This is a genomic window from Stutzerimonas sp. LR2 (genome assembly GCF_055755175.1).
Genome location: NZ_JBVTRR010000003.1, coordinates 364,575 through 388,810 on the forward strand (window position 1 = coordinate 364,575; position 24,236 = coordinate 388,810).

The following is a 24,236-nucleotide window of genomic DNA, read 5'->3' on the forward strand; positions in this document are numbered from 1 at the left end:
CGAGAGAGGAAGGCCCCATGTCTGCACTCGGCACCGAAAGCGTTCTATCCGTGCATCACTGGAACAACACCCTGTTCAGCTTTCGCACCACCCGCGACCCGGCGCTGCGCTTCGAGAACGGCCATTTCGTGATGATCGGCCTGGAAGTCGACAGCAAGCCGCTGATGCGCGCCTACAGCATCGTCAGCGCCAACCACGACGAGCACCTGGAATTCCTCAGTATCAAGGTGCCAGACGGCCCGCTGACCTCGCGCCTGCAGCACCTGAAGGTCGGCGACTCGCTCATCGTCAGCCGCAAGCCGGTCGGCACCCTGGTGATGCATGACCTCAGGCCCGGCAAGCACCTCTACCTGCTGGGCACCGGCACGGGGCTGGCGCCGTTCATGAGCATCATCCGTGATCCAGAAGCCTACGAGCGTTTCGACAAGATCGTGCTCGTGCATGGGGTGCGAGAGGTCAGCGAGCTGGCCTACCACGACTACCTCACCCAGGAACTGCCGGCGCACGAATTCCTTGGCGAAGCGGTGCGGGCCAAGCTGCTCTATTACCCGACGGTAACCCGCGAGGCGTTCCGCCACACCGGCCGCATCAACACGCTGATCGAGACCGGCAAGCTAACCGGCGACCTCGGCCTGCCGCGGCTAAACCCCGAGACCGACCGCGTGATGCTCTGTGGCAGCCCGGCAATGCTCCACACCCTCACCGGCCAGCTCGACGCCTTGGGCTTCCAAGCCTCGCCCAGCCAGGGTGTGCCGGGCGACTATGTCATCGAGCGCGCTTTCGTTGAAAAGTAAGCGTATCTGGAACAGGCGAGCCGGCTAGCGTCGCATCGCGGTGCTCACTAGCCGGCTCGCCCGTCTGGACCTGACCCCATTCCCTCATTCGCGAGCCACTCTCGCATGCGCCGTCTCAATGGATGGCTTCTACCACTCCAGTCACCTCCGTTCGCCTGTCCGCCTGCTTGCCGAGCTGCCAGCCGAGATAGCCCCAGAGCAGCGCGCAGATCGCGCCGGCCACGGCGACCAGGCCGGCGCCCTGCCCGAACATGTCCAGCGCCGTCTTCCCCCAACCGCTGATGGCATCGCCGGCGCGGTAGACGACGGTGTCGATGACGTTCTTCGCCTTGTACTTGCTCTCGGCATCCAGCGGCGCGAAGAGCATTTCGCGGCCGGGCCGGACGAACGCGTACTCGCCGATGCGGCGCACGATCATCAACGCCGCGAGCACGGCGAAGCTGGGCATCAGCGCGAGGCCGACAAAGCCGACGCCGACCAGCAGCGGCACGATGGCCAGCAGCACGCGCACGCCGAGTTTCTGCGCCAGGCGCCCGGTGATGAAGAGTTGCGACAATAGCGCGCCCGCCTGGACGACCACGTCGATGATGCCGAACACGCGAACCTGGGCGGCGCGGTCGGGGAACAGCTCGGCCACCAGGCGTGCCTGCTCGAAGTAGAGAAAGGTGGTCACAGTGGCCAGCAGCACCACGAAACCGGCGATGCCGAGCAGATAGGGCGACTGCATCACCCGGGTCAGGCCGCTGAAGGGGTTACCGGGCACCGGACGACGCGTACTTTCCGCCGGAGCCGCGCCGGGGCGCCCTGCTCCGCCGATCTCGCGCCAGCGCATCAGCGAGAACTTGAGCGCCAGCGCAGCGCCCAGCAACAAGGCGGCCAGCAGCATCAGCCCCGACTCGCCCAGGCTGCCAACCAACAGCGCGCTGAGCGCCGGCCCGACCAGCCCACCGACGCTCGCGCCGGCAGCGATGAAGGCGAACAGCCGCTTGGCCTGGGCGCTGTCGAACACATCCGCCATCAGGCTCCAGGCCACGGACACGACGAACAGGTTGTAGACCGAGATCCACACGTAGAACACCCGCGCCAGCCAGGCGCTGTCACCCTGCAGCAGAAACAGCACGGAGAAGCCCATCAGGTTCAGGCAGAAGAAGCCGTACACCCAATCGACGAAATGCAGGCGCGGCACGTGGGAACTGAGCCAGGCGAACAGGGGCACGGCTGCCAGCATGACGAAGAAGGTGGCGGTGAACAGCCATTGCAGGTTCTCCACGCCGGCGGCGATGCCCATCGACTCGCGAATCGGGCGCAGCATGAAATAGCCGGCGAACAGACAGAAAAACAGCAGGAAACCACTCAGTGCCGGGCGCAGCTCATGCGCTTCGGCATTGATCGCGGCACTCAGGCGATGCACAACGGATGGCGTGCTCATGGGCGCGCTCCTGAAGAATGAAGTGAGAACAGGGCGCGAGCGCAAGGCCGCGCCCGAGAATTCAGGGGTAACGCACGCCGGTCAGGCGTTCCGACAGCTGCCACAGCCGGGCGGCATCCGCCTGGTTCGCGGCGGCGTCGGGAACCCTGGCAAAGCCCAGCGGCCCGCGTTTTTCTTCCTCGCCGGTCGGCCCGTAGTAGGCTCCGCCGATGGCATCAGGCGCAGTGGCGGCATACAGCGTCGGCAGCGCGCCCTGGGCGGCGGAGTGGTAGTTGTCGCGGTCCTTGGCCCAGTTGGCGGCGAACTCACTGTCCAGCCCGGGGCCGCGCTCGACCAGCTCGGTGACGGCTACTCCGGGGTGCGCGGCGATGCTGCGAATGCCCCAGCCGGATGCGTCACTGTGGCGTTGCAGCTCCATGGCCCACATCAGCACCGCGAGCTTGGACTGCGCGTAGGTAGCGTAGGGGTTGTAGCGCTGCTCGGCCTGCAGGTCCGCGAAGTCCAGCTGGCCACGCCCGGCCGCGATACTGGAGAGGCTGACCACCCGGGCATCGTCGCTTTCCAGCAGCAGTGGCATGAGCAGCGCTGTCAGGGCGAACGGGCCGAGGTAGTTGGTGGCCAGCTGCAGCTCGTGACCGTCGGCCGAGGTGCCGCGCTCAGGCGGCGCCATGATCGCGGCATTGTTGATCAGTACGTCCAGGCGCGGTAGGCGCTCCTGCAGACGCTCGGCCAGACTGCGCACCGAGGCCAGGCTGGCCAGGTCGACCGCCTCGAACTGCACGCGGGCATCCGGCACCTGCTCACGTATCCGCTCGATCGCCTCCTGCCCGCGCTCGGCATTGCGCGCAGCGATGATCACCTCGGCGCCGGCGCGCGACAGCGCCAGCGCATCTTCGTAGCCCATGCCACTGGTGCCGCCGGTAACCAGCACGATGCGGCCCGTCTGGTCCGGCATGTCGGTCAGGCTCCAGTCCGGCTTCGGTGCTGCACGGTTGGCGGCCTCGGCCGTCAGCGCGCCAGCCACTGCCACCCCGGCGATCAGCGTTCTGGCCAGTTTCAGCAGATGGCGGGCGAGGTCGCCCGGCTCGGTTGCGGTTCTGTGCGTCATGATCCTGTCCTCGTCGTCGTTGCAAACAGGCCGACCTGCGATGGAGGTGGCCGACGCGAGGATTATCAGCGTACGGATATCAGGTGATAATCCGGGCAAACTTGGACAGGCTGTACGATCATCCGTACAACCAAATGGCTTGCGGAGTACCCATGCGCCAACCCAATCTGAGTGACGTCGCGTTGTTCGCTGCCGTGGTCGAGGCCGGTGGCTTTCGTGCTGCCGCGCAGACCCGAGGCATGTCGGCCTCGTCGCTGAGCGACTGCGTGCGCCGGCTGGAAGGCGACCTCGGCCTGCGCCTGCTCAACCGCACCACCCGCAGCGTCACCCCGACCACCGCCGGTGAACGCCTGCTCGAGCGCCTGCGCCCGGCGCTAGAAGAGATCCACGCCGCGTTCAACGACCTCGACGACGAATCCCAGCGCCCGGTCGGCACCCTCAAGCTGAACGTGCCGGTCCCGGTGGCGCGCTTCGTGCTGCCGGACCTGCTGAACCGCTTCCTCAAGCTTTACCCCGCGGTGAACGTCGAGGTGGTGATGGAGAACACCTTCATCGACGTCATCGCGGCGGGCTACGACGCCGGTGTGCGTTACGAAGAAAGCCTGGCCAAGGACATGATCGCCATCCCCATCGGACCGCGCCGGCAACGCTTCGTGGCCGCCGCCGCACCGGCCTACCTCGCCGCCCACGGCACGCCACGCCACCCCAGCGAGCTGACCGGGCATCAACTGCTCGGCCATCGCTTCGAGAGCGGCAAGCTGGGCGTATTCGAGTTCGAGAAGGACGGCCGGACCTTGCGTGTACCGCCGCAAGGCCAGCTGGCCACTTCCTCACATGATTTGAAGACCAGCGCGGCGATCAATGGGCTCGGGATCATCTACACCTTCGAGGACTTCATCCGCGAGCCGCTGGCCGATGGGCGCCTGACGCCCATCCTCGAGGACTGGTGGCAGTCCTTCGACGGCCCCTTCCTCTACTACCACGGCCGCCGCCACATGCCCTCGCCGCTGCGGGCCTTCGTCGACTTCCTGAAGGCCGAGGGGCAAGAGCCAGCCTGAAGGCAGGTCAGGGCCGCGGCAGATAGCCCGGCAGGCTTTCCAGACGGGTCATCCAGCGCGCCACGTTGCCATAGGGGCCGAGGTCGACGCTGCCCTCCGGCGCCAGCACCACGTAAGGGTAGACCGCGCAATCGGCGATGGTAGGTCGCCCCATCGCCAGCCAGTCGTTCGTTTCCAGATGCGCATCGAGGAGCGCGAGCACCGCCGGCGCCTTGGCCAGCGCCGCTTCCTTGTCCAGCGGGTAGCCGAACTTTTCCACCAGCCGCGCGGCGCACAGGCTGTGCTGCACCTCGTTGGCGGCGAAGGACAGCCACTGCACGATCTCGGCCTGCCCGCGGGCATGGTCCGGCCACCAGGCCAGGCCGCCGTAGGTACCGGCGAGATAGACCAGGATCGCCTGGGAATCGCGAACCACATGGCCGTCGTCCTCGAGCACCGGCACCTGCCGCAGCGGGTTCATCTCGGACAGTGGCGGCTTCTTGTGCGCGCCACCGGCGAGGTCCACCGGCACCCGCTCCAGTTCAATGTCGGCCAGCGCCGCGAACAGGCGCACCTTGTAGCAGTTGCCGGAAGCTTGCAGGTCGTACAGTTTCATTGCGCATCTCCTTCGACGAGCTGATTGAATTCGAGAACGTTGCCGTCCGGGTCCCGGATGAACAGCGCGATCCGCCGCGGGCCGATGTGATGCGGCCCCTCGGTGATGACGATGCCCTCTTCGCCCAGCCAGCGCTGCAGCGCCTGAAGGTCATCGATGATAAAGGCCGGATGGGTCATGCCGGGCCGCTTGACCGGCGCATCCAGCAGTACGTTGTGCGCGTCGCGGGTACGCGCGCCGTTGAAGATCAGATTGATGCGCACGCCGTCCGGGCTGAGCATCTCGTTGGCCTCGAACAGCGGGAAGCTGGCGCTCTCGACGAAGCCCAGCGCCTGGTAGAAGGCCATGGCGCGGCGGCGGTCGCTGACACGGATGCCGATGTGGTCATAGGCGAGGATACGAGCGGGGCTGGATGGTGGGTTCATGTGCGAAACTCCGGAAGTCGTCGGTCCGGGACAGTGTCCGCCGCCCTGCGCATCCCAGCTATGCCGCGGACCTGACAACACCCCTGCAGCAATCGCACAAATCGAAGGTGGCAATGGACAAGCTCAAGGCGATGGCCAATTTCGTGAGGATCGTCGACAACGGCAGCCTGAGTGCGGCAGCCGACGCCAGTGGCCAGTCCGTGGCATCGGTGGTGCGCTCGCTGGCCGCGCTGGAGAGCCACCTGGGTGTGCGCCTGCTCAACCGCAGCACCCGGCGCATGGCCCTCACCGATGAAGGCGCGCAATACCTGGCCTGGAGCCGGCGCATGCTTGCCGAGTTCGCCGACATTGAGCAACGCCTGGATGCGCAGGACGGCAGCGTTCGCGGCCTGCTGCGCCTCACCGCCCCGGTGGAGTTCGGCCAGCGCTACCTGGCACCGCTGGTGAATGCCTTTCTCAAGGAACACCCGCAGGTGCAGGTGGAGCTGAACCTGAACGACCAGATCGTCCCGCTGCTGGACGAGCGCCTCGACCTCGCCCTGCGCATCGGCCACCTGCCCGACTCGACCCTCGTCGCGCGCCCGCTCGGCACCACCCGGCTGGTCACCTGCGCCAGCCCGGACTACCTCGCCAGCAGCCCGCCGATCGACACCCCGGCCGCGCTCAAGGAGCACGCCTGCATCCTCTTCGCCGCCCAGGGCCGGCACTGGTACTACCGCGACGGCGACAGGGAACAGGCCGAAGAGATCACCCCGCGCCTGACCTGCAACCAGATCCGCAGCGCCAGCCTCGCCTGCGTCCAGGGCCTGGGCATCACCCGGCTGATGCACTACCAGGTCGCCGACGAACTGGCCGATGGCCGCCTGGCGAGGCTACTGAAGGATTACGAACCGAAGGACCTGCCGATCCAGCTCGTCTACCCGCACAGCCTGCAACTGTCGCCACGGGTGCGGGCGTTTGTGGAGTGGGCCTGTCCGCGGCTGGAGCGGGTCATGCCGGTGTTGGAAGCCGGTTAGCAGGCGCAGCGGTCTTCTTAAGCGCCTTACGGCCGCCTGCAGCGCCATCTGCGTTTCAGACAAAGCCGATCCAACGACCCGCTATAAGTATGGATAGCCACAGAGTGGCGGATGTGGCAGCCAGCACGCGGACGCGTACCCTCGGCGGCCCGCCATGCAGCGCGGCATGAAAGTGTTCGCCGCGATGCTGAAGTGCAATGTTGCAGATGGCCAGCAGGAGCAGTGCGACCTTGCAGAGGAAGGCAGGATTGTCCGCATACGCCACGGGGTTCACCGAGAACAACCAGAGCCCCGTCACCACCGCCAGCGTGGCGCCCGTTGCCGCCGCTCGGACGAGAAAGGGGCCGAGGACCGACAGATCGCGGCCGTGCGCAGACCGCAATAGGAGCACATCCAACGGCAGTATCGAGCCCAGGAGCAGCCCTATGCCAAGAATGTGTGCGGCGTTGACGACGAGATAGGCGACCCAGTATTCCTGCAGGAAGACGGCACCGGGCCAGCCCGCAATCGCCTGCAGGAAAGCTGTCATGGCCCTGTCGTCATTGCCCGATGCGTTCCGGATACATGTCGTACTGCTTGCCACCCACGGTGATGCGGACGGCTTTCATATGCGCTTCGTTCGGCTCTTTGGTGCGGTTGCCGAGCACGGTGATTTCATCGCCCACCTTGGCGGTATCCCCGGTAAAGCCTGAACGTTTCGTCTGGCTCGGATTGCCCAGATCGACCTGCCATATGCGGCCGTCTTCTGCCTTCACGCGCAAGGCCGGATGAGGTGGCGCCATCGAGATCTCGGCAATCGTGCCCTTCAACTCCGACTGCTCTTCTTCGGCCCAGGCCCAGCCGTGGTGCGCGAAGGCCTGCGTCGTGACCAGCGTCATCGCTGTCACGCACAGCGTCAGGGCGAAACGATAAAGCGCTTCGCGCGCCATAAAGATCACATGGCGGGCGGTTCGGCTTTGGCTCGATAGGGACATGATCATGGCTCCTCAGCGAAGAATAGCTGGGCGTCCGACACAGCGAACGCAGTTCCCGAGTTTTAGACCGCAAAGCGCTGCAGTGCCGAGGATCGCGGGAGGAATGTGTAGCATCCTTTTTCAGGCGTCGATGCTGGGCACCCTGAGCGGGTGCCGCTGAGCGCCCGGAAAGCGCCCCTACGGACCGCTCGAAGCCGCCAGTCTTACCCCGAACCCCACCAGCACTCCACCGGTCAGCCGGTCCAGCGCCCGGGTCAGCGCGGGGCGGCGCAGCAGCCTGCCAAGCGGAATCGTTGCCGCGATCAGGACGGCGAACCAGGCCAGGGTCAGCAGTACATGCAGGCCGGCCAGGAAGAACGAATAGGCGGCCACATCCGCGCCGAGCGGGACGAACTGGGGCAGGAAGGTGACGTAGAACACGCCCACCTTGGGGTTGAGCAGGTTGGTCAGCAGGCCGCGCCAGAAGGCCTGACCGCTCGCTGCAGAAGGCGCCTCGAGCGTGCCCGCGTCGAACGAGGCGCGACGTTTGAACAACAGATGCGAGCCGAGCCAGATCAGGTAGGCGGCGCCGGCGAACTTGACCAGGGTATAGGCAAGTTCCGAGGCCTGCAGCAGCGCGCCGAGCCCGAGCGAGACCGCCACCCCCCATGCCAGGCAACCCAGACAGATACCCGCCGCGGCCAGTACCGCCTGCCGCCGCCCTTCCAGCGTGGCCGTGCGAAGCACGATGGCCGTGTCCACACCCGGCGTGACGGTCAGCAGGGACGCGGCTGCGATAAAGGCAAGCATCAGCGGCAGATCGATCATCGGAAGCGCTCCTGTCGTCTCGTAGCCCATCTGACCGGCCAGATGCCGCGGGTCGCCGGGCTGACGTGCGTTGTAGCAGACAGGCGAGTCCGCAGCCAATTCGACGTGGTCGCGCGTGGCACGCTGCACCGGATCGACAGACCCGCAGACGTCCAGAACACGTTCGGGCCGTCTAGCGGCCCTTTGGCGCAGGCTCCTATCTCCCACCGGCGTTCACCGATACCATGCCGTGCTCAAGCGGGTGACCATGCAGCTCCTGGGAACACTCTCGCTTGTCGGCAGTCCGCCCAAGGACGGACCTGCTTTCGCACTGCCCGACACCGGCAGCCGCGTCGAGCCATGTCCGATCGATCGGGAGCCCTGATCGGACCACCAACCAGACAAGGCGCACGTTACAGATGGCAGGCGAAACTGCGGAAGCAAAGCGAATCGTTCTCGGCATGCGCGACAGCGACAAACGGCGCGAGCTCGCCGCGCTGCTGGCCGCCGAGGGCTACAGCGTCGGCCTTTGCACTGACCAGACGAGCCTGGCACAGCGCATCGACGAGACGGTCGACGTCGTGTTGCTCGCCGACGAGCTGGCGGCGGGGCCGTTGGATAACCTCAGCGCCGCGCTCGGGCAACTGCCGGCCGGCGGAGCCATTCCGTTCATCCTGCTGGACTCCGGCACCGAGCCCCATGCTGTGCTCCGTGCCCGCCTGCCGTCGGCGATCAGCGACTTCGTGGTACTCGAAGAACCGGTCGGGCCCGCCACGCTGCTCAGCTGCCTCGCCACCTGCATACAGCTGCATCGGGAGCGGCTCGCCCGGCAGCGACAGAAGTCCGCACAAGTCGATGAGCGAGCCCGCTTCGAGCGACTGATCGAGAACCTTCCAGTCGGGGTCTGCTTCATCGATACCGACGGCAATACGCTGCTCAGCAACCCCAAGTACGACGAGTACGTGCCGAACCGGAAGATACCTTCGGCGGCGCCCGACCGGGCCCGGCGCTGGGTAGGCCTGGACAGCCAGGGGCAGGTCATACCGCCGAGCCAGTACGTCGGTGCCCGTGCCCTGCGCGGCGAGCAGGTAAATGACCAGGACTACCGGTACTACCCCGAAAACGGCGGCGAACGCTGGCTGCGCCTGAGCGGCGTGCCCCTCTATGACAACACCGAGCAGCCGATGGGCGCGGCGGTAGTGATCATCGACGTCGATGCCGAGAGGCGCAGCGAGGAGATGCTGCGCGAGTTCAATCAGCAGCTCGAGCAGGAGGTCGAGCTGCGAACCCAGGCACTGCAGCAGGCGCTCGACCAACTGACCGTCGAAGTCCAGGAGCGCAGCCGAGCAGAGGAACAACTGCGCCACTCTCAGAAGATGGACGCCGTCGGCCAGCTTACCGGCGGCATCGCACACGACTTCAACAACATGCTGACTGGCATCATCGGTGCGCTGGATCTGATTCGCCTGCGCCTGGATACCGGTCGCCATGACGACCTGCCGCGGTATCTCGATGCGGCACATGGCTCGGCGCAGCGCGCCGCCTCCCTGACCCAGCGCCTGCTGGCCTTCTCCCGCCGCCAGCCTTTGCAGACCCGGCCGACCGCGGTCAATCCGCTGATCCGCTCGCTTGCCGAGCTGTTGCAGCGCAGCCTGGGCGAAACCATCCGCTTCGAGCTGGCTATTGACGAGGCCGCCGGGCTCGCCCTGGTCGACCCCGGCCAGATGGAAAACGCCCTGCTCAACCTGACGTTCAACGCCCGGGATGCCATGCCGGACGGCGGCACATTGCGCATCGAGACGCAGCGCCTGGAATTGCCAGCGGAGCAGGCCTCCCGCCACGGCGTGCAGACCGGCGAATACCTGTGCGTGCGCGTCATCGACACCGGCATTGGCATTCCAGCGCCCCTGGTGGACAAGGTGTTCGAGCCTTTCTTCACGACCAAGCCCCTCGGCGAAGGTACCGGGCTCGGCTTGTCGATGGTCTACGGCTTCGTCCGCCAGAGCGGCGGCTTCATCACCATCGACAGCTGCCAGGGCAAGGGGACCCGCGTCGCCCTGCACATGCCAGCGGCGCCTGCCGACGCGCGGGAAGAATCGGCCGCGGCAACGAGCCGCGTTCCCGGTGCAGGGGGCGGGCGCACGGTACTGTTGGTCGAGGACGACGACACCGTGCGGCCGCTGCTGCAGAGCGCGCTCGAGGATTTCGGCTACCGTGTGCACCTGGCCGCCGACAGTCAGAGCGCCCTGGAAGTCGCCGCACAGCTCGATTCGCTCGACCTGCTGCTGACCGATGTCGGCCTGCCGGGGCTCAACGGCCGCCAGCTCGCCGAAATGCTTCAGCAACGGCGCCCTGGCCTGCCGGTGGTGCTGATCACCGGCTACGCCGAACAGGCCGCGACCCGCCTCGACTGCCTGGCCCCCGGCATGCAACTCATGACCAAACCCTTCTCGCTCGAACTGCTGGCCGAAACCGTAGCCCGCGCAATCGCCACCCCGGTTGGTTGAGAGGCCCTACCACGGCAGCACTTCTGCGCTGTACGCATGGAACCCGCCACTCGCCTCGGGCCCCAGGCTGTCGATGACCCTGAGCAGATCCTGCGCGGCATCCGCGGGCGGTCGGCCGATTTCGGCGCCACGGAAGGGTCGGGACAGGTCCGAGTTCACCGTGCCCGGGTGCAACGCCAGCAGCACGGCATTGGGCTGGCTGCGGCGCACCTCGATGGACGCCGTCTTGATCAGCATGTTCAGCGCGGCCTTGGAGGCGCGGTAGCTGTACCAGCCGCCAAGACGGTTGTCGCCGATGCTGCCCACCTTGGCCGAGAGCATGGCGAGCACGCCGCGCTGACGGTCCAGAAGCCCGCAGAAGTGACGCAGCAGCAGCGCCGGCCCGAAGGTGTTGATCTGGAAAGTCGCGAGCAGCTGGGCCTGGTCGAGATCGGCGAGGCGCTTTTCCGGCATGAAATCCGCGCCGTGCAGCACGCCGGCAGCGTTGATGATCAGGTGGAATGGCCCCTGCCCCGCCACCGCGTTCGCGGCCCGTTCGATGCTGACCGGATCGGCGAGGTCCAGCGCCGGTTCGGACCCACGACCGAGCGCGATCACCGTCGCGCAGCGCGGGTCGGCCTGCAAGGCAGCGACCAGCGCCGCGCCGATGCTGCCGGAAGCGCCGATGACCAGCGCGCGAAATCCTGGGGGAAATGACTGCAACGGCATGGCGATCTCCGGCGGTCAGGGGCGCGAGGCACCGCTTCGCCAGCGCTCGATATGCTCGGCGAGCAGGTCGGCGATGGGCAGGCGGGCGCCAAGGCGGTAAAGGTTCCAGTAGTGACCTTCAAGGGTGCGATTGATCAGCAAGGTGCCGGAGGCCGGTTGCAGGCTGCCGAGGGCGGACATCAGCAACGGAAAGAGTTCGGACAGTTGCTGATGCAAGGCCGCTTCGCGGAAGTCCCACTGCGCGCCCGGTTGCAACAACGGGTGCAGCATCAGGTGGATGCGCCGATACAGCCCGTGCGGCGGCATGCTGCCAGGCTGACGTCCGCCGAGCATCTGGAAGCCCGCCTCGAGCGCCTCGCTGGAAGTGCCGCGCAGCGCCTCGAAGATCTGTACGTAACCGGCCAGCAGACGCGGTTCCAGGCGCAGCACGCTGCCGAAATCGTAGACCACCAGTTCGCCGCGCTCGGTCCAGGCCAGGTTGCCCGGATGCGGATCGGTGTGCAGCCGCTGCAGACCGAACGCCTGCTCGGCGAGCCACTGGCAGAGGCTTTCGGCCAGGCGCTGGCGGACATCGGCGGGCGCCTGTTCGACCTCGGCCATGGAACGCCCGGGGCGGTCCTCCAGCACCAGCACGCCGGGCCGACAGAGTTCGCTGGCAGCGAAGGGAATGCCGATGCCGGGCCAGCCGCTGAAGTGCGCGCGGAAGGCTTCGAGGTTTTCACGTTCGGCGGCATAGTCCAGCTCCTCGCCGATGGCTCGCTGCAGCTCGGTGTAGACCGCCTCCAGCCGCGCCAGTGGCGTACCGAACAGACGCCCCAGTGGCATCAGGCGGCGCAGCTGGCGCAGGTCCGCTTCGCAGATCGCGTGAATGCCGGGGTACTGGACCTTCATGATCAACGCCCTGCCCTGGCGATCACGGGCGCGGTGCACCTGGCCCAGCGAAGCGGCCGCGGCAGGCGTCGGTTCGATGGATTCGAACAGGTCGTAGAGGCGGCCGTCATACAGCCGCTGCAGGTTGGCTTCCAGTGCGGCGAACGGCAGCGAGGGCACCTGATTCTGCAGGCGCGCCAGCGCCGCGCTGATGGGTTCGGGCAACAGGTCCTGCCATTGCGAAGCCTGCTGGCCCAGCTTGAGCACCGGGCCTTTCATCTGGCCAAGGGCATCGCCCAGTAGCTCGCCCACCGGCTGCCAGTCGATGCGCGCCTTGCCCGGCGTGATGCGTTGCACCAGCAGATTGCCGGCGATCCGCGCACCGGTGCCGCCCAGCTGCAGAAAGCGGCCGAGCGCCGAAGCCGAGGGGCGCGAGAATCGAGACATGGCGGCTACCTGTGAAGGCAAAGGCTGATCATGGAACAGCCGCGATGTCGATCCAAGGTGCAATGGTTGCAGCCTGTTGCGCACCCGCAGCGAACCTACCTGCGAAGGCTTCTCGGGGCGCCTGATGGTGCGCCGCCTGAGGTCGCGATGACGCCTGCAACGAGCCCGGTCAAATTCCGATATGCGGAACGGCGCGGCAAAAGCCCAGTCGGAATAGATGACTACGCCCCTCGGTTTTCGCTTGCCGAACACGCCTGCCACACGGTCATGGCGAACCGGCATGGGGCTTCTTGCCCGACCGCTTGTGCGGCTTTGACGGGCGCGTTCCATTGCCTCGCGGCGCACGAAGCGCGAGGTCAGGAACCAGGACACGCAGCCTCCATGAGGCTGCCTGCGTAAGGAGCATGGAAATGACCGATACCCACGATCTTGATCTCCCCATGGATGACGAAGCCCAGCGTATTTCGACGGGCAGCGAAGGGCTGGACAACATCCTCGGCGGTGGCCTGGACCCCAACCGCATGTATCTCTACGAGGGCAGCCCGGGCTCGGGCAAGACCACCATTGCGCTGCAGTTCCTGCTCGAGGGCGTGCGCAGGGGCGAGCGCGTGCTCTACGTGACGCTGTCGGAAACCAAGGCAGAGCTGGAGCTGGTGGCCAAGCGGCACGGCTGGAGCCTGGATGGCATTGATGTGTTCGAACTGGTCAGCCCGGAAACCAGCCTCGATCCGGAGCTGGAGCTGACCGTGCTGCACCCGGCGGAAATGGAGCTCAGCGAAACCACCCAGCAGGTGTTCGACCGCGTCAGCGAAACCAACCCGACGCGGGTGATCTTCGACAGCCTTTCGGAAATGCGTCTGCTGGCCCAAAGCCCGCTGCGCTATCGCCGGCAGGTGCTGGCACTCAAGCACTTCTTCACCACCCGCCGCTGCACGGTGATCCTGCTCGATGACCAGACCTCGGAAATGGGCGACCTGCAGCTGCACTCGATTTCCCATGGGGTCGTCCTGCTGGAGCAGCTGGCCATCGACTATGGCGCCGAACGCAGGCGTCTGCGGGTCATCAAGATGCGCGGCATCCAGTTCCGCGGGGGCTACCACGACTTCGTCATCCGCAAGGGCGGGCTGCAGATCTATCCGCGCCTGATCGCGGCCGAGCATCGCTCCTGCTTTGTCGGCGAGGTGGCCTCCTCCGGCAACGAGATGCTGGACCGGATGCTCGGTGGCGGGCTGGAACGCGGCACCAACGCGCTGCTGGTCGGCGCGGCCGGGGTCGGCAAGTCCTCGCTGGCGCTGACCTATGCGTACGCCGCCTGCCAACGCGGCGAGCAGGTGGCCTTCTTCGTTTTCGACGAGAACATCGGCACCCTGCTGACCCGCGGCCGCGCACTGGGAATGGATATCGAACCGTGGATCGAACGAGGCCTGCTGCACCTGCAACAGGTCGACCCGGCCGAACTGTCGCCCGGCGAGTTCACCGCCGCGGTGCGCCACAGCGTCGAAGTGCAAGGCGCCGGGCTGGTGGTGCTCGATAGCCTCAACGGCTACCTGCACGCCATGCCGGACGGCAAGTTCCTGGTCCTGCAGATGCACGAGCTGCTGAGTTACCTGGGGCAGAAAGGGGTGGTCACCATCATGGTATTGGCCCAGCATGGGCTGGTTGGCGTAATGGATACCCCAATCGACATCAGCTACCTGAGCGATGCCGTCATCATGCAGCGCTATTTCGAGCATGCCGGCATCATCCGCCGGGCCCTGTCGGTGGTGAAGAAGCGCAGCGGGCGCCACGAGAACACCATCCGCGAATACCGCTTCAGTCCCACCGGCATCCAGGTCGGGCCGCCCCTGAGTCACTTCAACGGCATCCTTTCGGGCACACCGGAATACACCGGCGATGCGGCTCAGCTACTGAAAGACGAGCATGACGACACCTACTAAACGTGACAGCCCCACCGTAGTCGTCTTTGCCCCCATCGGTCGGGACGGCCCCGCCTCGGCCGAGCTGCTCAACCGCAGCGGCATGGAAGCCGTGGTCTGCCACAGCCTCGAGGAAGTGCTCCAGCGCGCGGAAACGGAAGCCGACGCCGTATTCATCGCCGAGGAAGGCCTGTTCGGCCATGACCTTGCGGCTCTGGCCGCCTGGGTCGACCGACAGCCGGCCTGGTCCGATTTTCCCTTCGTGGTGCTCACCAGCAAGCATCAGCAACCGGCCGTGGCCGCCTGGCGCCAGCGCATGGTCGCCGCGCTGCGCAACGTCTCGCTGCTGGAACGTCCGGTGCAGAGCATCACCCTCACCAGTGCCATGAAGGCGGCGCTGCGCGGGCGGCATCGCCAGTACGAGGTGCGCGCGCTGCTCGAAGCGCGCGAACGCGCCTCGCACGAGCTCGAAGCGCTGGTGGTCGAACGGACCAGCGAGCTGGAAAAGGCCAACCAGGAACTGCGCACGCAGATGGCCGAACGCACCCGTATTGAGGAGACCCTGCGCCAGGCGCAGAAAATCGAGGCCATCGGCCAGCTCACCGGCGGCATCGCCCATGACTTCAACAACCTGCTGATGGTGATTTCCGGCGGGCTCGACATGCTCGACCGCCGTGCCGATCCCGCACGCCGCGAACGCCTGATGGCCGGCATGCGCCAGGCGGCCCAGCGCGGCACATCGCTCACTCGCCAGCTGCTGGCCTTCTCCCGGCGTCAGTCGCTGGCGCCGGAATCCGTCGACCTGGTGCTGCGCATCGGGCGGATGCGCGAGCTGCTCGACCGCAGCCTGAGCGGCGACGTGCACGTGCAGGTGCAGTTCGCCCCGGACCTGTGGCCCGTGGAAGTCGATCCGGGCGAGCTGGAGCTGGTGATTCTCAACCTCGCGGTCAACGCCCGCGACGCCATGCCCGATGGCGGCTCGATCCTGATCGAGGCACGCAATGCGCCGGATGAACCGGTCATGGGCCTGCGCGGCGACTTCGTCCGCCTCGCGGTCATCGACGACGGCACCGGTATCCCGGAGGACGTCCGCGCACGGGTGTTCGATCCCTTCTTCACCACCAAGGAAATCGGCAAGGGCTCGGGGCTCGGCCTGGCCCAGGTCTACGGCTTCGCCCGGCAATCGGGCGGCACCGTCTGGATCGAAAGCGAATGCGGGCGCGGCACCAGCGTGATCATGCTGCTGCCGCGTTCGGCGCGTGTGCCCGAGCAGCCCGCCGAGGATGAACGCGCCGCCGACGATGCCGCCGACCCTTCCCTCGGCAGCGTGCTGCTGGTGGATGACGACGAGGAAGTGGCCGCGCTGGTGGGCGAGATGCTCGAGCACCTGGGGTACCGCGTCAGCCACGCCGACAGTGCCACCGCTGCGCTGAATGCGCTGGCCAACGGCTGCAAGGTGGATGTCGTGTTCTCCGACGTGATGATGCCAGGTGGCATGAATGGCGTTGAACTGGCCAGGGAGATCCGTGTGCGCGCCCTGGGCGTTCCGGTGCTGCTCACCAGCGGCTATGCCGAGGCCGCTCAGCAATCGGCTGCGGCCGAGGGGGTGAACGTGCTGGCCAAGCCCTATCGGCTCGAAGACCTGGCCGCCTCGCTGCACGACGCGATCGAGGGCGCGAAGGACGTCTAGATTGCCCTTCCGACCCTGACTGAAGCGGGTGGTGGCTCAGTCGATTCGCCGATAGCGATAGTGCTGCGGCTTGAATACCTGATTGAAATGCCGGCCCAGCGAGTCGGCCTCCAGCAACGCCTGCACCACCTCGGGCGGAACCGCCTCGTAGCGATACAGCGCACCGCTGCTGAATTCCACCTCCAGTATCTGCTGCTCGGGGTCGTAGCCCAGCGAGCGCAGGCTGCTCGATTGCAAGGCGACGCGCTTCATGGCCCGCTAGCGGTATCACGGTTGAAGCCCTCGGCCTGCATGCGCCAGAGCCCATCGAACTCGCCGCCGCGGCGGCGCAGCTCCTGTGGCGGGCCGTCCTCGACGATGCGACCGTCGCGCAGCACGATGATGCGGTCGAAGCTCGACAGCGTTGACAGGCGATGTGCCACGGCCACCACCGTCCGGTTGTGCACCAGGTTGTCCAGCGCGGCCTGGATCTCGGCCTCGGACTGGGTATCGAGCGCCGAAGTGGCCTCGTCGAGGATGAGAATCGGCGCATCCTTGAGGAAGGCCCGAGCGATACCCAAGCGCTGGCGCTGGCCGCCCGAGAGCATCACCCCACGCTCGCCGACCAGGGTGTCGTAACCCTGCGGCAGCTCACGGATGAAGCTGTCGCAGAACGCCCGGCGGGCGGCCTGGACCACTTCTTCGTCCGAGGCGTCAGGGCGGCCGTAGCGGATGTTCTCGCGGATGCTGCGATTGAACAGCGCGGTTTCCTGCGGCACCACGGCGATCTTCTCGCGCAGGCTGTCCTGGCTGACGCTGCGGATGTCCTGGCCGTCGAGCAGGATGCGGCCGTGCTGCACATCGTCCAGCCGCTGGATGAGATGGATCAGGGTCGACTTGCCCGCCCCCGAGGAGCCCACCACGCCTACCTTCTGCCCGGCCGGGATATGCAGATCGAGCTGCTCGAACACCATGCCGCGCTCGGGATAACCGAAGCCGACCCCCTCGAAGGTGATGTCGCCTTCGGCGAGCATCAGCTGGGTATCGGTGTCCTCCAGACCGTGGGGCTGGACGATGATGCGCAGGGTGTCGTCGATGGCGCCGAGCTGCTGGGTGGCATCCACCAAAGCCAGCGCCAGGTCACGCGAGCCGTGCAGGATACGGAAGGTCAGCGCGCTGACCAGCACGACGTCACCGGCGGTCACCGAACCGCCGATCCACAGCTGGATTGCCCAGATCAGCATGCCGCCGGCCATCACCGACAGGCAGATGTCATGCATCACACGGGCCTTTTCCAGGTACATCCAGCTGCGTCGCTGGGCACGCGCCTCGTAACCGATCTCATGGGCCAGGCGTTCGGCCTCGCGATCCCGGGCGGAAAAGGCCTTGATCGTCCAGACATTCGACACCGCGTCCACCAGCTCGCCGCCGACCCGCGCCGATTGCGCCGCGAAACGCTGATGCTTGCTGCGTCCGCGGATACCGAAGCCGGTGATCAGCGCCGCGACGATGGCGACGAAGACGATCAGCGCCACCGCCATCTGCCAGCCGACGGTGAACAGCACCACCACGGCGCCGAGGAAGTCGACGATCGGCGGCACGATCTTCCACGCCAGCCCGCCATAGATCGAACCGGCCGCGGCCCCGAGGGCGGAGATGCGATTGCCCAGCGAGCCGGCGAAATGCTCGGTGAAATAGCGCATCGGGTGGCCGGTCAGGTGCTTGAACAGGTCGACGCGGATGTCCACCACGCTGGCCACCACGGTACGGCAACCAAGCCAGCCGCCTAGGCGCCAGAACACGTTCTCGGTGACAATCAGGCCGATGAACAGCCCCAACGGCCACCAGACGTTGGCCGAACCGCGATCCGAGGTGCCCTGCGCCATCGCATCGACCAGCAGCTTCATGCCGTACTGCACGGCCACCGCGCAGCTCGCCGCGCCGATGATCAGTGCCAGCAGGCCGCCGAAATGCCAGGGCCGCGCGCAGATGTAATGCCAGAGAAACGCCACCGGACGGCTGGGCAACGGCAGCTCGTCGGCCTTTGCCTGGGGCACGGCGGCCGCCTGGTTCATGACATCACTGCGGCGAGTTGCGGGGCCGGATTTGACTGGCTGAAGCGCGCCTGTTGCAGGCGCAGCTCATCGGCCAGCCCCTGGTGTACGCAGCGCCGGCCGCTTTCGTCGGCAAAACCGAGCAGGCCAACCGGACAGTGTCGCTCGTCCGCCCAGCCCGGATAGTCCAGCACCGGATACAGGCAGATGCCCTCCACCGGCACACCGGCCTGCATCGCCAGGCCCGCCTGCTCGCTGACATAGCGCAGCCAGTCGCCGCGCAGGTCACCCTCGGCGCCGGTCTCGGCAATCAGCAGGGGGCGCTGGTAGCGCTGATGGATCTCGCGCAGGATGCCCTTGAACGGCCGGTAGTCGGGATTGTCTCGTGCGATGGTGCTGCCATCGCCGTGGTACCACTGGTTATCCGAGTAGTAGTTGACGCCGATGATGTCGAGGTACTCCGGCGCACCGCCGAGCCCCGGCCATTGTTCGCCGCAGAGCATGTCCCAGGCCTCGAACTGCGCCTGGCGAAAGCGCTCGGCGTCGCGCTGCGGGCCTGGCCGGTCGTTGCCAGCAACCACATGAATGGCCGGATCGACCTGAACGAAACGCGCCCGCGGATCGACCGCGCGAATCGCCTGCATCGCGGCGATGGTGGCCCGCACCAGCTGGTGCTTGAGTTCGAAGCCGCGGCCGCGCGCCATGGGGTTGAAGTAGGCCTCGTCGCCGCCGGCCCAGGCCCAGAAGGAAATCTCGTTGAGCGGTGCATAGAACGGCACATCGCGGGTCTCGTCCTTGACCAGTTGCGCCACCGCCGCGGCATAACGGGCGAAGCGCTCGACGAACTGCGGCCGCCAGATGTCGATGTCATCCGGCCAGCCGTAATGACAGAGGTCCCAGATCACCTGGGTACCCTGGCGCTGGGCGGCCTGCAACATGGGCAGGAAGCTCGACCAGTCGTACTGCCCCGGCTGGCGCTCGATCAGATGCCAGCGCAGGCCGTCGCGCACGGCATGCAGGCCATGGCGGTGCAGTTCGGCGTAGTCGTGCGCGGCCCAGCGGTCGTGGCCGGTCGCGGCGAGCAGGTCGAGCCGGCGGCCGTCGCTGCGGCGATGGTTCGAGCACTCGAAACCACCGAGAAAGAAACTCTTGAATACAGAGGGGTGGTGCATCGTTTACCTCTTGGATGACGCCAGCGACCGCAGCGTTAACCGCGCTGCCCGTGCCCGAGCGCACGCGCCTCGGGCTCTTGCATAACGACCGTTGCGCTTCAACCAAGTTGCTCGGCGACCGCCTGCGTCTGGCCGGCGTGCTCGGCTTCCTCGATGCGCTTGTACAGCGCCAGCGCCTGCCCTACCACCTGATCCATGTTGTAGTACTTGTAGGTGCCGAGGCGGCCGACAAAGGTCACGTTCGGCGTTTCGTCCGCCAGCTGCTGATAGCGCTTGTACAGCTCGGCGTTCTCCGGCCGCGGGATCGGGTAGTAGGGATCGCCCTCGGCGGAGGGGTACTCGTAGGTAATGCTGGTCTTCGGGTGGACCTGCCCGGTGAGGTGCTTGTACTCGCTGATGCGCGTGTAGGGCACATCCTCGCTGGGGTAGTTGACCGTACCCACGGCCTGGAACTGTTCCTGGTCGAGCTGCTTGTGCTCGAACTTCAACGAGCGGTACGGCAGCTTGCCGAAACGGTAATCGAAGTACTCGTCGATCGGGCCGCAGAAGATCAGGTGGTCGTACTGCACCTCGTCGCGGATCTCGCGGTAGTCGGTGTTGAGCATGACCTTGATGTTGGGGTGCGCCAGCATCTTCTCGAACATCTTCGTGTAGCCATGCTTGGGCATCTGCTGGAAGGTGTCGGTGAAGTAGCGGTCGTCGGTGTTGGTGCGCGTGGGGATGCGCGAGGTCACCGACTTGTCCAGCTGCGACGGGTCCAGCCCCCACTGCTTGCGGGTGTAGCCGCGGAAGAACTTCTGGTACAGCTCACGGCCGATGCCGTTGATCACCACGTCCTCGCTGGTCTGGATGTTCTCCACCGGCTCGGCGCGGCTGGCGAGAAAGTCGGCCGCTTCCTGTTCGGTGGTCATGTTCAGGCCATAGAGCCTGTTCAGCGTGGTCATGTTGATCGGGATCGGCACTTCCTGGCCATCCACCTGCGCCAGCACGCGATGTTCGTAGGGGCGCCACTCGGTGAACTGCGAGAGGTAATCGACGATGCGCTGGGCGTTGGTGTGGAAGATGTGCGGGCCGTAGCGGTGAATCAGCACGCCGGACTCGTCGTGGTAGTCGTAGGCATTGCCGGCGATATGCGGGCGCCGGTCGACCACCAGCACGCGCTTGTTCAGCCCCGTGGCAAGGCGCTCGGCAAGCACGCTGCCGGCAAAGCCGGCGCCGACGATGAGGTAGTCGAAGCCGCGTCTGCGCGCCTGTGGCTGGTCGCCCGCGCCTGCGCCGAGACGTTCCGGGTTGCTGTCCTGCGGGCTCATATCGCGCATTGCATCTTCTCCTTCATCAGGCTCCAGGTGTGATCCCAGGACATGTCGCCCAGGATCTCGTCGGCCTTGGCCAAGAGACCGTCGCGGTCTTCGGCATCGGCCAGGGCGGCTTCGGTGGCAGCGACGAACGCCTCGGCGCTGTCGGCGATGCGCACGATCCCGGTGTCACCGTAGGTGCGCACCACATCGGTGATCGGCGTGGACACCACCGGGCAACCGCCGGCGAGGTATTCGGGGGTTTTGGTCGGACTGATGAAACGGGTCGACTCGTTCAGTGCGAACGGCATGATCGCCACGTCCCAGCCGGACAGGTATTGCGGCAGCTCGTCGTAGGTCTTGCCGCCCAGGTAGTGGATGTTGTCGCGCTGCGGCAGCTCGGCCGGGTCGATCTTCACCACCGGGCCGACCAGCACGATCTGCCAGTCCGGCCGCATGCGCGCGACCTGCTCGACCAGGGCGATGTCCAGACGCTCGTCGATCACGCCGTAGAAGCCCAGGCGCGGATGCGGAATCTCTGCCTGATCGTCCGGGTCGTGCTGCGGGCGGCGCGCGGCGGCGAAGTGCTCGACATCGACGCTGCTGGGGAACGGGTGAGCGTTGTCGTGGCGCTGGCGCTTGGCTTCATAGAGGCTGTAGCCGCCGGTGAACACCAGGTTGGCCCGGCACATCAGTTCCACCTCGCGCTCCACCAGTTCCGGCGGCGCGCCGCGGAACGCCGAGAGCTCGTCCATGCAGTCGTAGACGATCAGGCCGGGCGCCAGGTGATCGGAGAACGCCAGGCTCATCGGCGTGTAGTACCAGAGCAGCAGGTCGCTGACGCCGAGTTTTTCCAGGTAGCCATCGAGCAACTGGCGCTGCACGCGGGTCGCATCCTCCCCCTCGCAGCCGGCCGGCAGGCGCGGGATCAGCACCTGCACGCCATTCTCCTCGGGACGCACTTCAAGCCAGGGCTCGGCATCCTCGGTGGGAATCGGTTCCTCATGGAAGAGCACGTTGTAGTCGCGGGCAAAACGCGACATCAGGTGTTGCGGGCGCTGGTAGACGAAGCTCCAGCGCAGATGCGACAGACACAGCAGGGTCGGAACCTGATCGTCGAAGACCACTTCGGCCGGTACCTGCTGCGCGTTGCGGGATTTGCCGATGTCGTATTGGAACGGGCCGGCCCAGCTCATCTAGCACCTCGTTTTCGGTGGCGGCGGCCAGGCCTCCCATGGCCGTTCAACCGTCACTTGAAAAGCCAGCGCTGCCCTGCGTAAGGCGTATCGATTCGAGGCGACAGCGAGGCTCGCAAAACCCTGCAACCCGCGCCGCCTGCCGGGTAGTGGACGGCAATCAGCGGTACGGGTTCCCGCCAATCATCAGATTGCACAGGCCGTCGACCGGCTGGCGGGTGAATTGAACTCGCTCGGACGTTGCCCCGTCCCTATCAGCAGGACGCCTGATTTAAACCGGCATCGGAACCCCTCGCGCGCAGCTCGCCGTCGCCGTCCCGTTCCGTTTCGCCGAACCCAAATTACGGAGACTCATGCAGCGCCAGCCATGGCCAGCCGCAGTGTCCCGAGCGTGTCGAAAGACTGCGAACTTCGGAGGTAGACAGATGATTCTGGTGACAGGAGGGGCCGGTTACATCGGCTCACACGCGGTGCTCGAACTGCTGCAGGCCGGGCATGAGGTGCTGGTACTGGACAACCTGTGCAACAGCTCGCAGCTGGCTCTGGACCGCGTGGAGCAACTGGCCGGCCGGCCACTGCACTTCGTCAAGGGCGACGTGCGCAATCGCTCGCTGCTCAAGGCGCTCTTCGCTGCCTACCCGATCACTGCGGTGATGCACTTCGCCGGCCTGAAGGCGGTTGGCGAGAGCGTGCGCGAGCCGCTGCGCTACTACGAAACCAATGTCGGCGGCAGCATCGCGCTGTGCCAGGCCATGGCCGAAGCCGGAGTGTTCAAGCTGGTGTTCAGCTCCTCGGCCACCGTCTATGGCGAGTCGCCGGTGATGCCCATCACCGAGGATCGTCCCACTGGCGTGCCGACCAACCCCTACGGCCAGTCCAAACTGATGGCCGAGAACGTGCTCAAGGGCCTGGCCGACTCCGACCCGCGCTGGTCCATCGCGCTGCTGCGCTACTTCAACCCTATCGGCGCCCATGAGTCGGGGCTGATCGGCGAAGACCCCAACGGCGTGCCGAACAACCTGCTGCCGTACATGCTGCAGGTGGCGGTGGGTCGGCGAAAGCAGCTCAGCGTCTACGGCGACGACTACCCGACGCCAGATGGCACCGGCATCCGCGATTACATCCATGTGGTGGACCTGGTCAAAGGCCATTTGAAGGCGCTGGAGCGTCTTAATCTCGTGCACGGCGCGCAGGTGTGGAACCTCGGCGCCGGCAAGGGCCATTCGGTGCGCGAAATGATCACAGCTTTCGAGGAAGTCACCGGGCGCCCGTTGCCCCACGTGATCAAGCCACGCCGTGCCGGCGACATCGCCCAGTGCTGGTCCGACCCGAGCAAGGCCGAGCGCGAGCTTGGCTGGCGCGCCGAAAAGGACCTGATCACCATGCTCGCCGACGCCTGGCGCTGGCAGAGCCGCAACCCTCGCGGTTATGCCGCCGACAAGGTCGCCGCGGCGGACGCGGAAACCACGCAGACCGCTCTGGCCAGCTGAACGGCCCCCGCGCGGCCCGCCTCGGGCTGCGCAAGCCGCCCGCAAGCGACCATGGTTCCCAGCGTATCGCCAATCGCTATTGGCGGACGATCCGGTGGCCAACGCCGGACGAGGAGATCGCCGGCTCGTCGCCGCTCCAGTTCAGCTGGTTATCGACGCCATTGAGTGTGATCTGAACGGGCCCGTCGAACCGCAGGTCCAGCTCGTGCTCGGCACCATCGATCTCGACGATCGCCGTCTGTCCATCACCGACCACCGCGCCACGCACACGATTCTTGGCGGTGTCGACCATGAGCCGGGCTACGGACGTCGCCGATACGCTGATGTCCATGCCGGATATCTCCAGCGCGGTCGCGGTACCAAGGCTGACCTTGTGATCCGTGCCATATACCTGCACCACGCCGCAATCGCCGGTCAGGCTGATGGTGTTGGCGTTGCCGGAGATGTTCACGTCCCGTCCGCCACAGGGGATGTCCCTGGACAGTTCGATTCCATCGAACTCGAGTGGCTGGGCCTGAGCGGTGACGGCCAGCAGCAGACCAGCCACCAGTGCAGCACATGCGCAACGATTCATTCGCAAAGTTCCTTTTGAGCCGAAACAGAAGGCATCGGAACCGCTCCGCTGCCGTGCGGCTAGGACTCGATGGCCGATGCCGAGTTCAACGCCGGCATGGCCAGCGCGTCGACGCCGAAAGCTGCACGTCGACAGCAACGCCACCGTGGTGGC

22 protein-coding genes are annotated in these 24,236 nt (G+C 66.3%); 7 read left to right on the top strand and 15 right to left on the bottom strand.

Translation table 11 applies throughout. The annotated features are described in order from the left end of the window. The first annotated feature begins 17 nt into the window (after positions 1-17). Positions 18-794, top strand: coding sequence for a ferredoxin--NADP reductase (locus ACVRRC_RS12605; protein WP_125886396.1), 777 nt, complete (start codon positions 18-20; stop codon positions 792-794). A 115-nt stretch (positions 795-909) separates the two neighbouring features. On the opposite strand, the gene ACVRRC_RS12610 is transcribed toward ACVRRC_RS12605, so the two are convergent. Then, entirely contained in the window at positions 910-2,223 is a 1,314-nt protein-coding gene (locus ACVRRC_RS12610; RefSeq protein ID WP_218651064.1) for an NTP/NDP exchange transporter, read from the bottom strand. A 61-nt stretch (positions 2,224-2,284) separates the two neighbouring features. Beyond that, the gene (locus ACVRRC_RS12615; protein WP_019405920.1) at positions 2,285-3,331 is read right to left on the bottom strand and encodes an SDR family oxidoreductase; all 1,047 of its coding nucleotides are present in this window, start codon (positions 3,329-3,331) and stop codon (positions 2,285-2,287) included. Positions 3,332-3,483: 152 nt separating this feature from the next. Here ACVRRC_RS12615 and ACVRRC_RS12620 point away from each other — a divergent pair, with 152 nt between their 5' ends. After that, positions 3,484-4,389, top strand: a complete 906-nt coding sequence (locus ACVRRC_RS12620) for a LysR family transcriptional regulator (protein WP_019405919.1) — start codon at positions 3,484-3,486, stop codon at positions 4,387-4,389. A 7-nt stretch (positions 4,390-4,396) separates the two neighbouring features. Here ACVRRC_RS12620 and ACVRRC_RS12625 read toward each other — a convergent pair whose 3' ends face one another. Beyond that, a complete protein-coding gene (locus ACVRRC_RS12625; RefSeq protein ID WP_019405918.1) occupies positions 4,397-4,984 on the bottom strand; it encodes a glutathione S-transferase family protein in 588 nt (195 codons plus the stop codon). Further along, complete coding sequence (locus tag ACVRRC_RS12630) at positions 4,981-5,409, bottom strand: VOC family protein (protein WP_019405917.1); 429 nt, start codon at positions 5,407-5,409, stop codon at positions 4,981-4,983. The genes ACVRRC_RS12625 and ACVRRC_RS12630 overlap by 4 nt, the downstream gene beginning before the upstream one ends. A gap of 113 nt (positions 5,410-5,522) precedes the next feature. Here ACVRRC_RS12630 and ACVRRC_RS12635 point away from each other — a divergent pair, with 113 nt between their 5' ends. Continuing rightward, entirely contained in the window at positions 5,523-6,425 is a 903-nt protein-coding gene (locus tag ACVRRC_RS12635) for a LysR family transcriptional regulator (RefSeq protein WP_108242122.1), read from the top strand. Positions 6,426-6,480: 55 nt separating this feature from the next. Here the strand turns inward: ACVRRC_RS12635 and ACVRRC_RS12640 are convergent, their stop codons facing one another. From ACVRRC_RS12640 to ACVRRC_RS12650, 3 genes are all read right to left on the bottom strand, one after another. Continuing rightward, positions 6,481-6,954, bottom strand: coding sequence for a hypothetical protein (locus ACVRRC_RS12640; RefSeq protein WP_019405915.1), 474 nt, complete (start codon positions 6,952-6,954; stop codon positions 6,481-6,483). A 10-nt stretch (positions 6,955-6,964) separates the two neighbouring features. Next, positions 6,965-7,399 carry a DUF6152 family protein gene (locus ACVRRC_RS12645; RefSeq protein ID WP_230678708.1) on the bottom strand — a complete coding sequence of 145 codons (435 nt, stop codon included), beginning with the start codon at positions 7,397-7,399 and terminating at the stop codon, positions 6,965-6,967. Positions 7,400-7,576: 177 nt separating this feature from the next. Next, positions 7,577-8,206 (bottom strand): LysE family translocator, encoded by a 630-nt coding sequence (locus ACVRRC_RS12650; RefSeq protein ID WP_472997079.1) that lies wholly within the window; start codon positions 8,204-8,206, stop codon positions 7,577-7,579. Positions 8,207-8,604: 398 nt separating this feature from the next. On the opposite strand from ACVRRC_RS12650, the gene ACVRRC_RS12655 reads away from it, so the two are divergent. Beyond that, positions 8,605-10,692, top strand: coding sequence for a hybrid sensor histidine kinase/response regulator (locus tag ACVRRC_RS12655; RefSeq protein WP_472997080.1), 2,088 nt, complete (start codon positions 8,605-8,607; stop codon positions 10,690-10,692). A 6-nt stretch (positions 10,693-10,698) separates the two neighbouring features. Here the strand turns inward: ACVRRC_RS12655 and ACVRRC_RS12660 are convergent, their stop codons facing one another. Continuing rightward, entirely contained in the window at positions 10,699-11,400 is a 702-nt protein-coding gene (locus ACVRRC_RS12660; protein WP_014597309.1) for an SDR family NAD(P)-dependent oxidoreductase, read from the bottom strand. Positions 11,401-11,415: 15 nt separating this feature from the next. Further along, positions 11,416-12,717, bottom strand: a complete 1,302-nt coding sequence (locus ACVRRC_RS12665; RefSeq protein WP_472997081.1) for an ABC1 kinase family protein — start codon at positions 12,715-12,717, stop codon at positions 11,416-11,418. Between the two features lie 410 nt (positions 12,718-13,127). Between ACVRRC_RS12665 and ACVRRC_RS12670 the strand changes: the two genes are divergently transcribed. Both ACVRRC_RS12670 and ACVRRC_RS12675 read left to right on the top strand, forming a co-directional pair. Next, positions 13,128-14,654, top strand: a complete 1,527-nt coding sequence (locus ACVRRC_RS12670) for an ATPase domain-containing protein (RefSeq protein ID WP_061374264.1) — start codon at positions 13,128-13,130, stop codon at positions 14,652-14,654. Positions 14,655-14,736: 82 nt separating this feature from the next. After that, on the top strand, positions 14,737-16,323 hold the full coding sequence (locus ACVRRC_RS12675) for an ATP-binding protein (protein ID WP_126527191.1): 1,587 nt from the start codon (positions 14,737-14,739) through the stop codon (positions 16,321-16,323). 36 nt (positions 16,324-16,359) lie between these two features. On the opposite strand, the gene ACVRRC_RS12680 is transcribed toward ACVRRC_RS12675, so the two are convergent. The 5 genes from ACVRRC_RS12680 to ACVRRC_RS12700 form a co-directional block, all read right to left on the bottom strand. Next, the gene (locus tag ACVRRC_RS12680) at positions 16,360-16,575 is read right to left on the bottom strand and encodes a KTSC domain-containing protein (RefSeq protein ID WP_013983516.1); all 216 of its coding nucleotides are present in this window, start codon (positions 16,573-16,575) and stop codon (positions 16,360-16,362) included. Continuing rightward, positions 16,572-18,377, bottom strand: a complete 1,806-nt coding sequence (locus tag ACVRRC_RS12685; RefSeq protein ID WP_013983517.1) for an ABC transporter ATP-binding protein — start codon at positions 18,375-18,377, stop codon at positions 16,572-16,574. Before ACVRRC_RS12685 ends, ACVRRC_RS12680 begins: the two co-directional genes overlap by 4 nt. Further along, entirely contained in the window at positions 18,374-19,528 is a 1,155-nt protein-coding gene (locus ACVRRC_RS12690) for a glycoside hydrolase family 1 protein (RefSeq protein WP_437207951.1), read from the bottom strand. Before ACVRRC_RS12690 ends, ACVRRC_RS12685 begins: the two co-directional genes overlap by 4 nt. Positions 19,529-19,626: 98 nt before the next feature. Beyond that, a complete protein-coding gene (gene glf / locus ACVRRC_RS12695) occupies positions 19,627-20,847 on the bottom strand; it encodes a UDP-galactopyranose mutase (RefSeq protein WP_020306923.1) in 1,221 nt (406 codons plus the stop codon). Next, positions 20,835-22,019, bottom strand: coding sequence for a glycosyltransferase family 1 protein (locus ACVRRC_RS12700; protein WP_019405908.1), 1,185 nt, complete (start codon positions 22,017-22,019; stop codon positions 20,835-20,837). The genes glf and ACVRRC_RS12700 overlap by 13 nt, the downstream gene beginning before the upstream one ends. 425 nt (positions 22,020-22,444) lie before the next feature. On the opposite strand from ACVRRC_RS12700, the gene galE reads away from it, so the two are divergent. Continuing rightward, positions 22,445-23,509, top strand: coding sequence for a UDP-glucose 4-epimerase GalE (galE, locus tag ACVRRC_RS12705; protein WP_011913994.1), 1,065 nt, complete (start codon positions 22,445-22,447; stop codon positions 23,507-23,509). Positions 23,510-23,585: 76 nt separating this feature from the next. Here the strand turns inward: galE and ACVRRC_RS12710 are convergent, their stop codons facing one another. Beyond that, entirely contained in the window at positions 23,586-24,083 is a 498-nt protein-coding gene (locus tag ACVRRC_RS12710; protein ID WP_011913995.1) for a DUF3060 domain-containing protein, read from the bottom strand. Positions 24,084-24,236: the final 153 nt, after the last annotated feature.

Bases quoted from the DNA above. Each gene is read 5' to 3' on its own strand.
- ACVRRC_RS12630 (WP_019405917.1), bottom strand. From the start codon at position 5,409: ATGAACCCACCATCCAGCCCCGCTCGTATCCTCGCCTATGACCACATC.
- ACVRRC_RS12700 (WP_019405908.1), bottom strand. From the start codon at position 22,019: ATGAGCTGGGCCGGCCCGTTCCAATACGACATCGGCAAATCCCGCAAC.
- ACVRRC_RS12670 (WP_061374264.1), top strand. From the start codon at position 13,128: ATGACCGATACCCACGATCTTGATCTCCCCATGGATGACGAAGCCCAG.
- ACVRRC_RS12660 (WP_014597309.1), bottom strand. From the start codon at position 11,400: ATGCCGTTGCAGTCATTTCCCCCAGGATTTCGCGCGCTGGTCATCGGC.
- ACVRRC_RS12685 (WP_013983517.1), bottom strand. From the start codon at position 18,377: ATGAACCAGGCGGCCGCCGTGCCCCAGGCAAAGGCCGACGAGCTGCCG.
- ACVRRC_RS12635 (WP_108242122.1), top strand. From the start codon at position 5,523: ATGGACAAGCTCAAGGCGATGGCCAATTTCGTGAGGATCGTCGACAAC.
- ACVRRC_RS12645 (WP_230678708.1), bottom strand. From the start codon at position 7,399: ATGTCCCTATCGAGCCAAAGCCGAACCGCCCGCCATGTGATCTTTATG.
- ACVRRC_RS12610 (WP_218651064.1), bottom strand. From the start codon at position 2,223: ATGAGCACGCCATCCGTTGTGCATCGCCTGAGTGCCGCGATCAATGCC.
- ACVRRC_RS12690 (WP_437207951.1), bottom strand. From the start codon at position 19,528: ATGCACCACCCCTCTGTATTCAAGAGTTTCTTTCTCGGTGGTTTCGAG.
- ACVRRC_RS12650 (WP_472997079.1), bottom strand. From the start codon at position 8,206: ATGATCGATCTGCCGCTGATGCTTGCCTTTATCGCAGCCGCGTCCCTG.
- ACVRRC_RS12640 (WP_019405915.1), bottom strand. From the start codon at position 6,954: ATGACAGCTTTCCTGCAGGCGATTGCGGGCTGGCCCGGTGCCGTCTTC.
- ACVRRC_RS12710 (WP_011913995.1), bottom strand. From the start codon at position 24,083: ATGAATCGTTGCGCATGTGCTGCACTGGTGGCTGGTCTGCTGCTGGCC.
- ACVRRC_RS12665 (WP_472997081.1), bottom strand. From the start codon at position 12,717: ATGTCTCGATTCTCGCGCCCCTCGGCTTCGGCGCTCGGCCGCTTTCTG.
- ACVRRC_RS12605 (WP_125886396.1), top strand. From the start codon at position 18: ATGTCTGCACTCGGCACCGAAAGCGTTCTATCCGTGCATCACTGGAAC.
- glf (WP_020306923.1), bottom strand. From the start codon at position 20,847: ATGCGCGATATGAGCCCGCAGGACAGCAACCCGGAACGTCTCGGCGCA.
- ACVRRC_RS12675 (WP_126527191.1), top strand. From the start codon at position 14,737: ATGGAAGCCGTGGTCTGCCACAGCCTCGAGGAAGTGCTCCAGCGCGCG.
- ACVRRC_RS12680 (WP_013983516.1), bottom strand. From the start codon at position 16,575: ATGAAGCGCGTCGCCTTGCAATCGAGCAGCCTGCGCTCGCTGGGCTAC.
- ACVRRC_RS12625 (WP_019405918.1), bottom strand. From the start codon at position 4,984: ATGAAACTGTACGACCTGCAAGCTTCCGGCAACTGCTACAAGGTGCGC.
- ACVRRC_RS12615 (WP_019405920.1), bottom strand. From the start codon at position 3,331: ATGACGCACAGAACCGCAACCGAGCCGGGCGACCTCGCCCGCCATCTG.
- ACVRRC_RS12620 (WP_019405919.1), top strand. From the start codon at position 3,484: ATGCGCCAACCCAATCTGAGTGACGTCGCGTTGTTCGCTGCCGTGGTC.
- galE (WP_011913994.1), top strand. From the start codon at position 22,445: ATGATTCTGGTGACAGGAGGGGCCGGTTACATCGGCTCACACGCGGTG.
- ACVRRC_RS12655 (WP_472997080.1), top strand. From the start codon at position 8,605: ATGGCAGGCGAAACTGCGGAAGCAAAGCGAATCGTTCTCGGCATGCGC.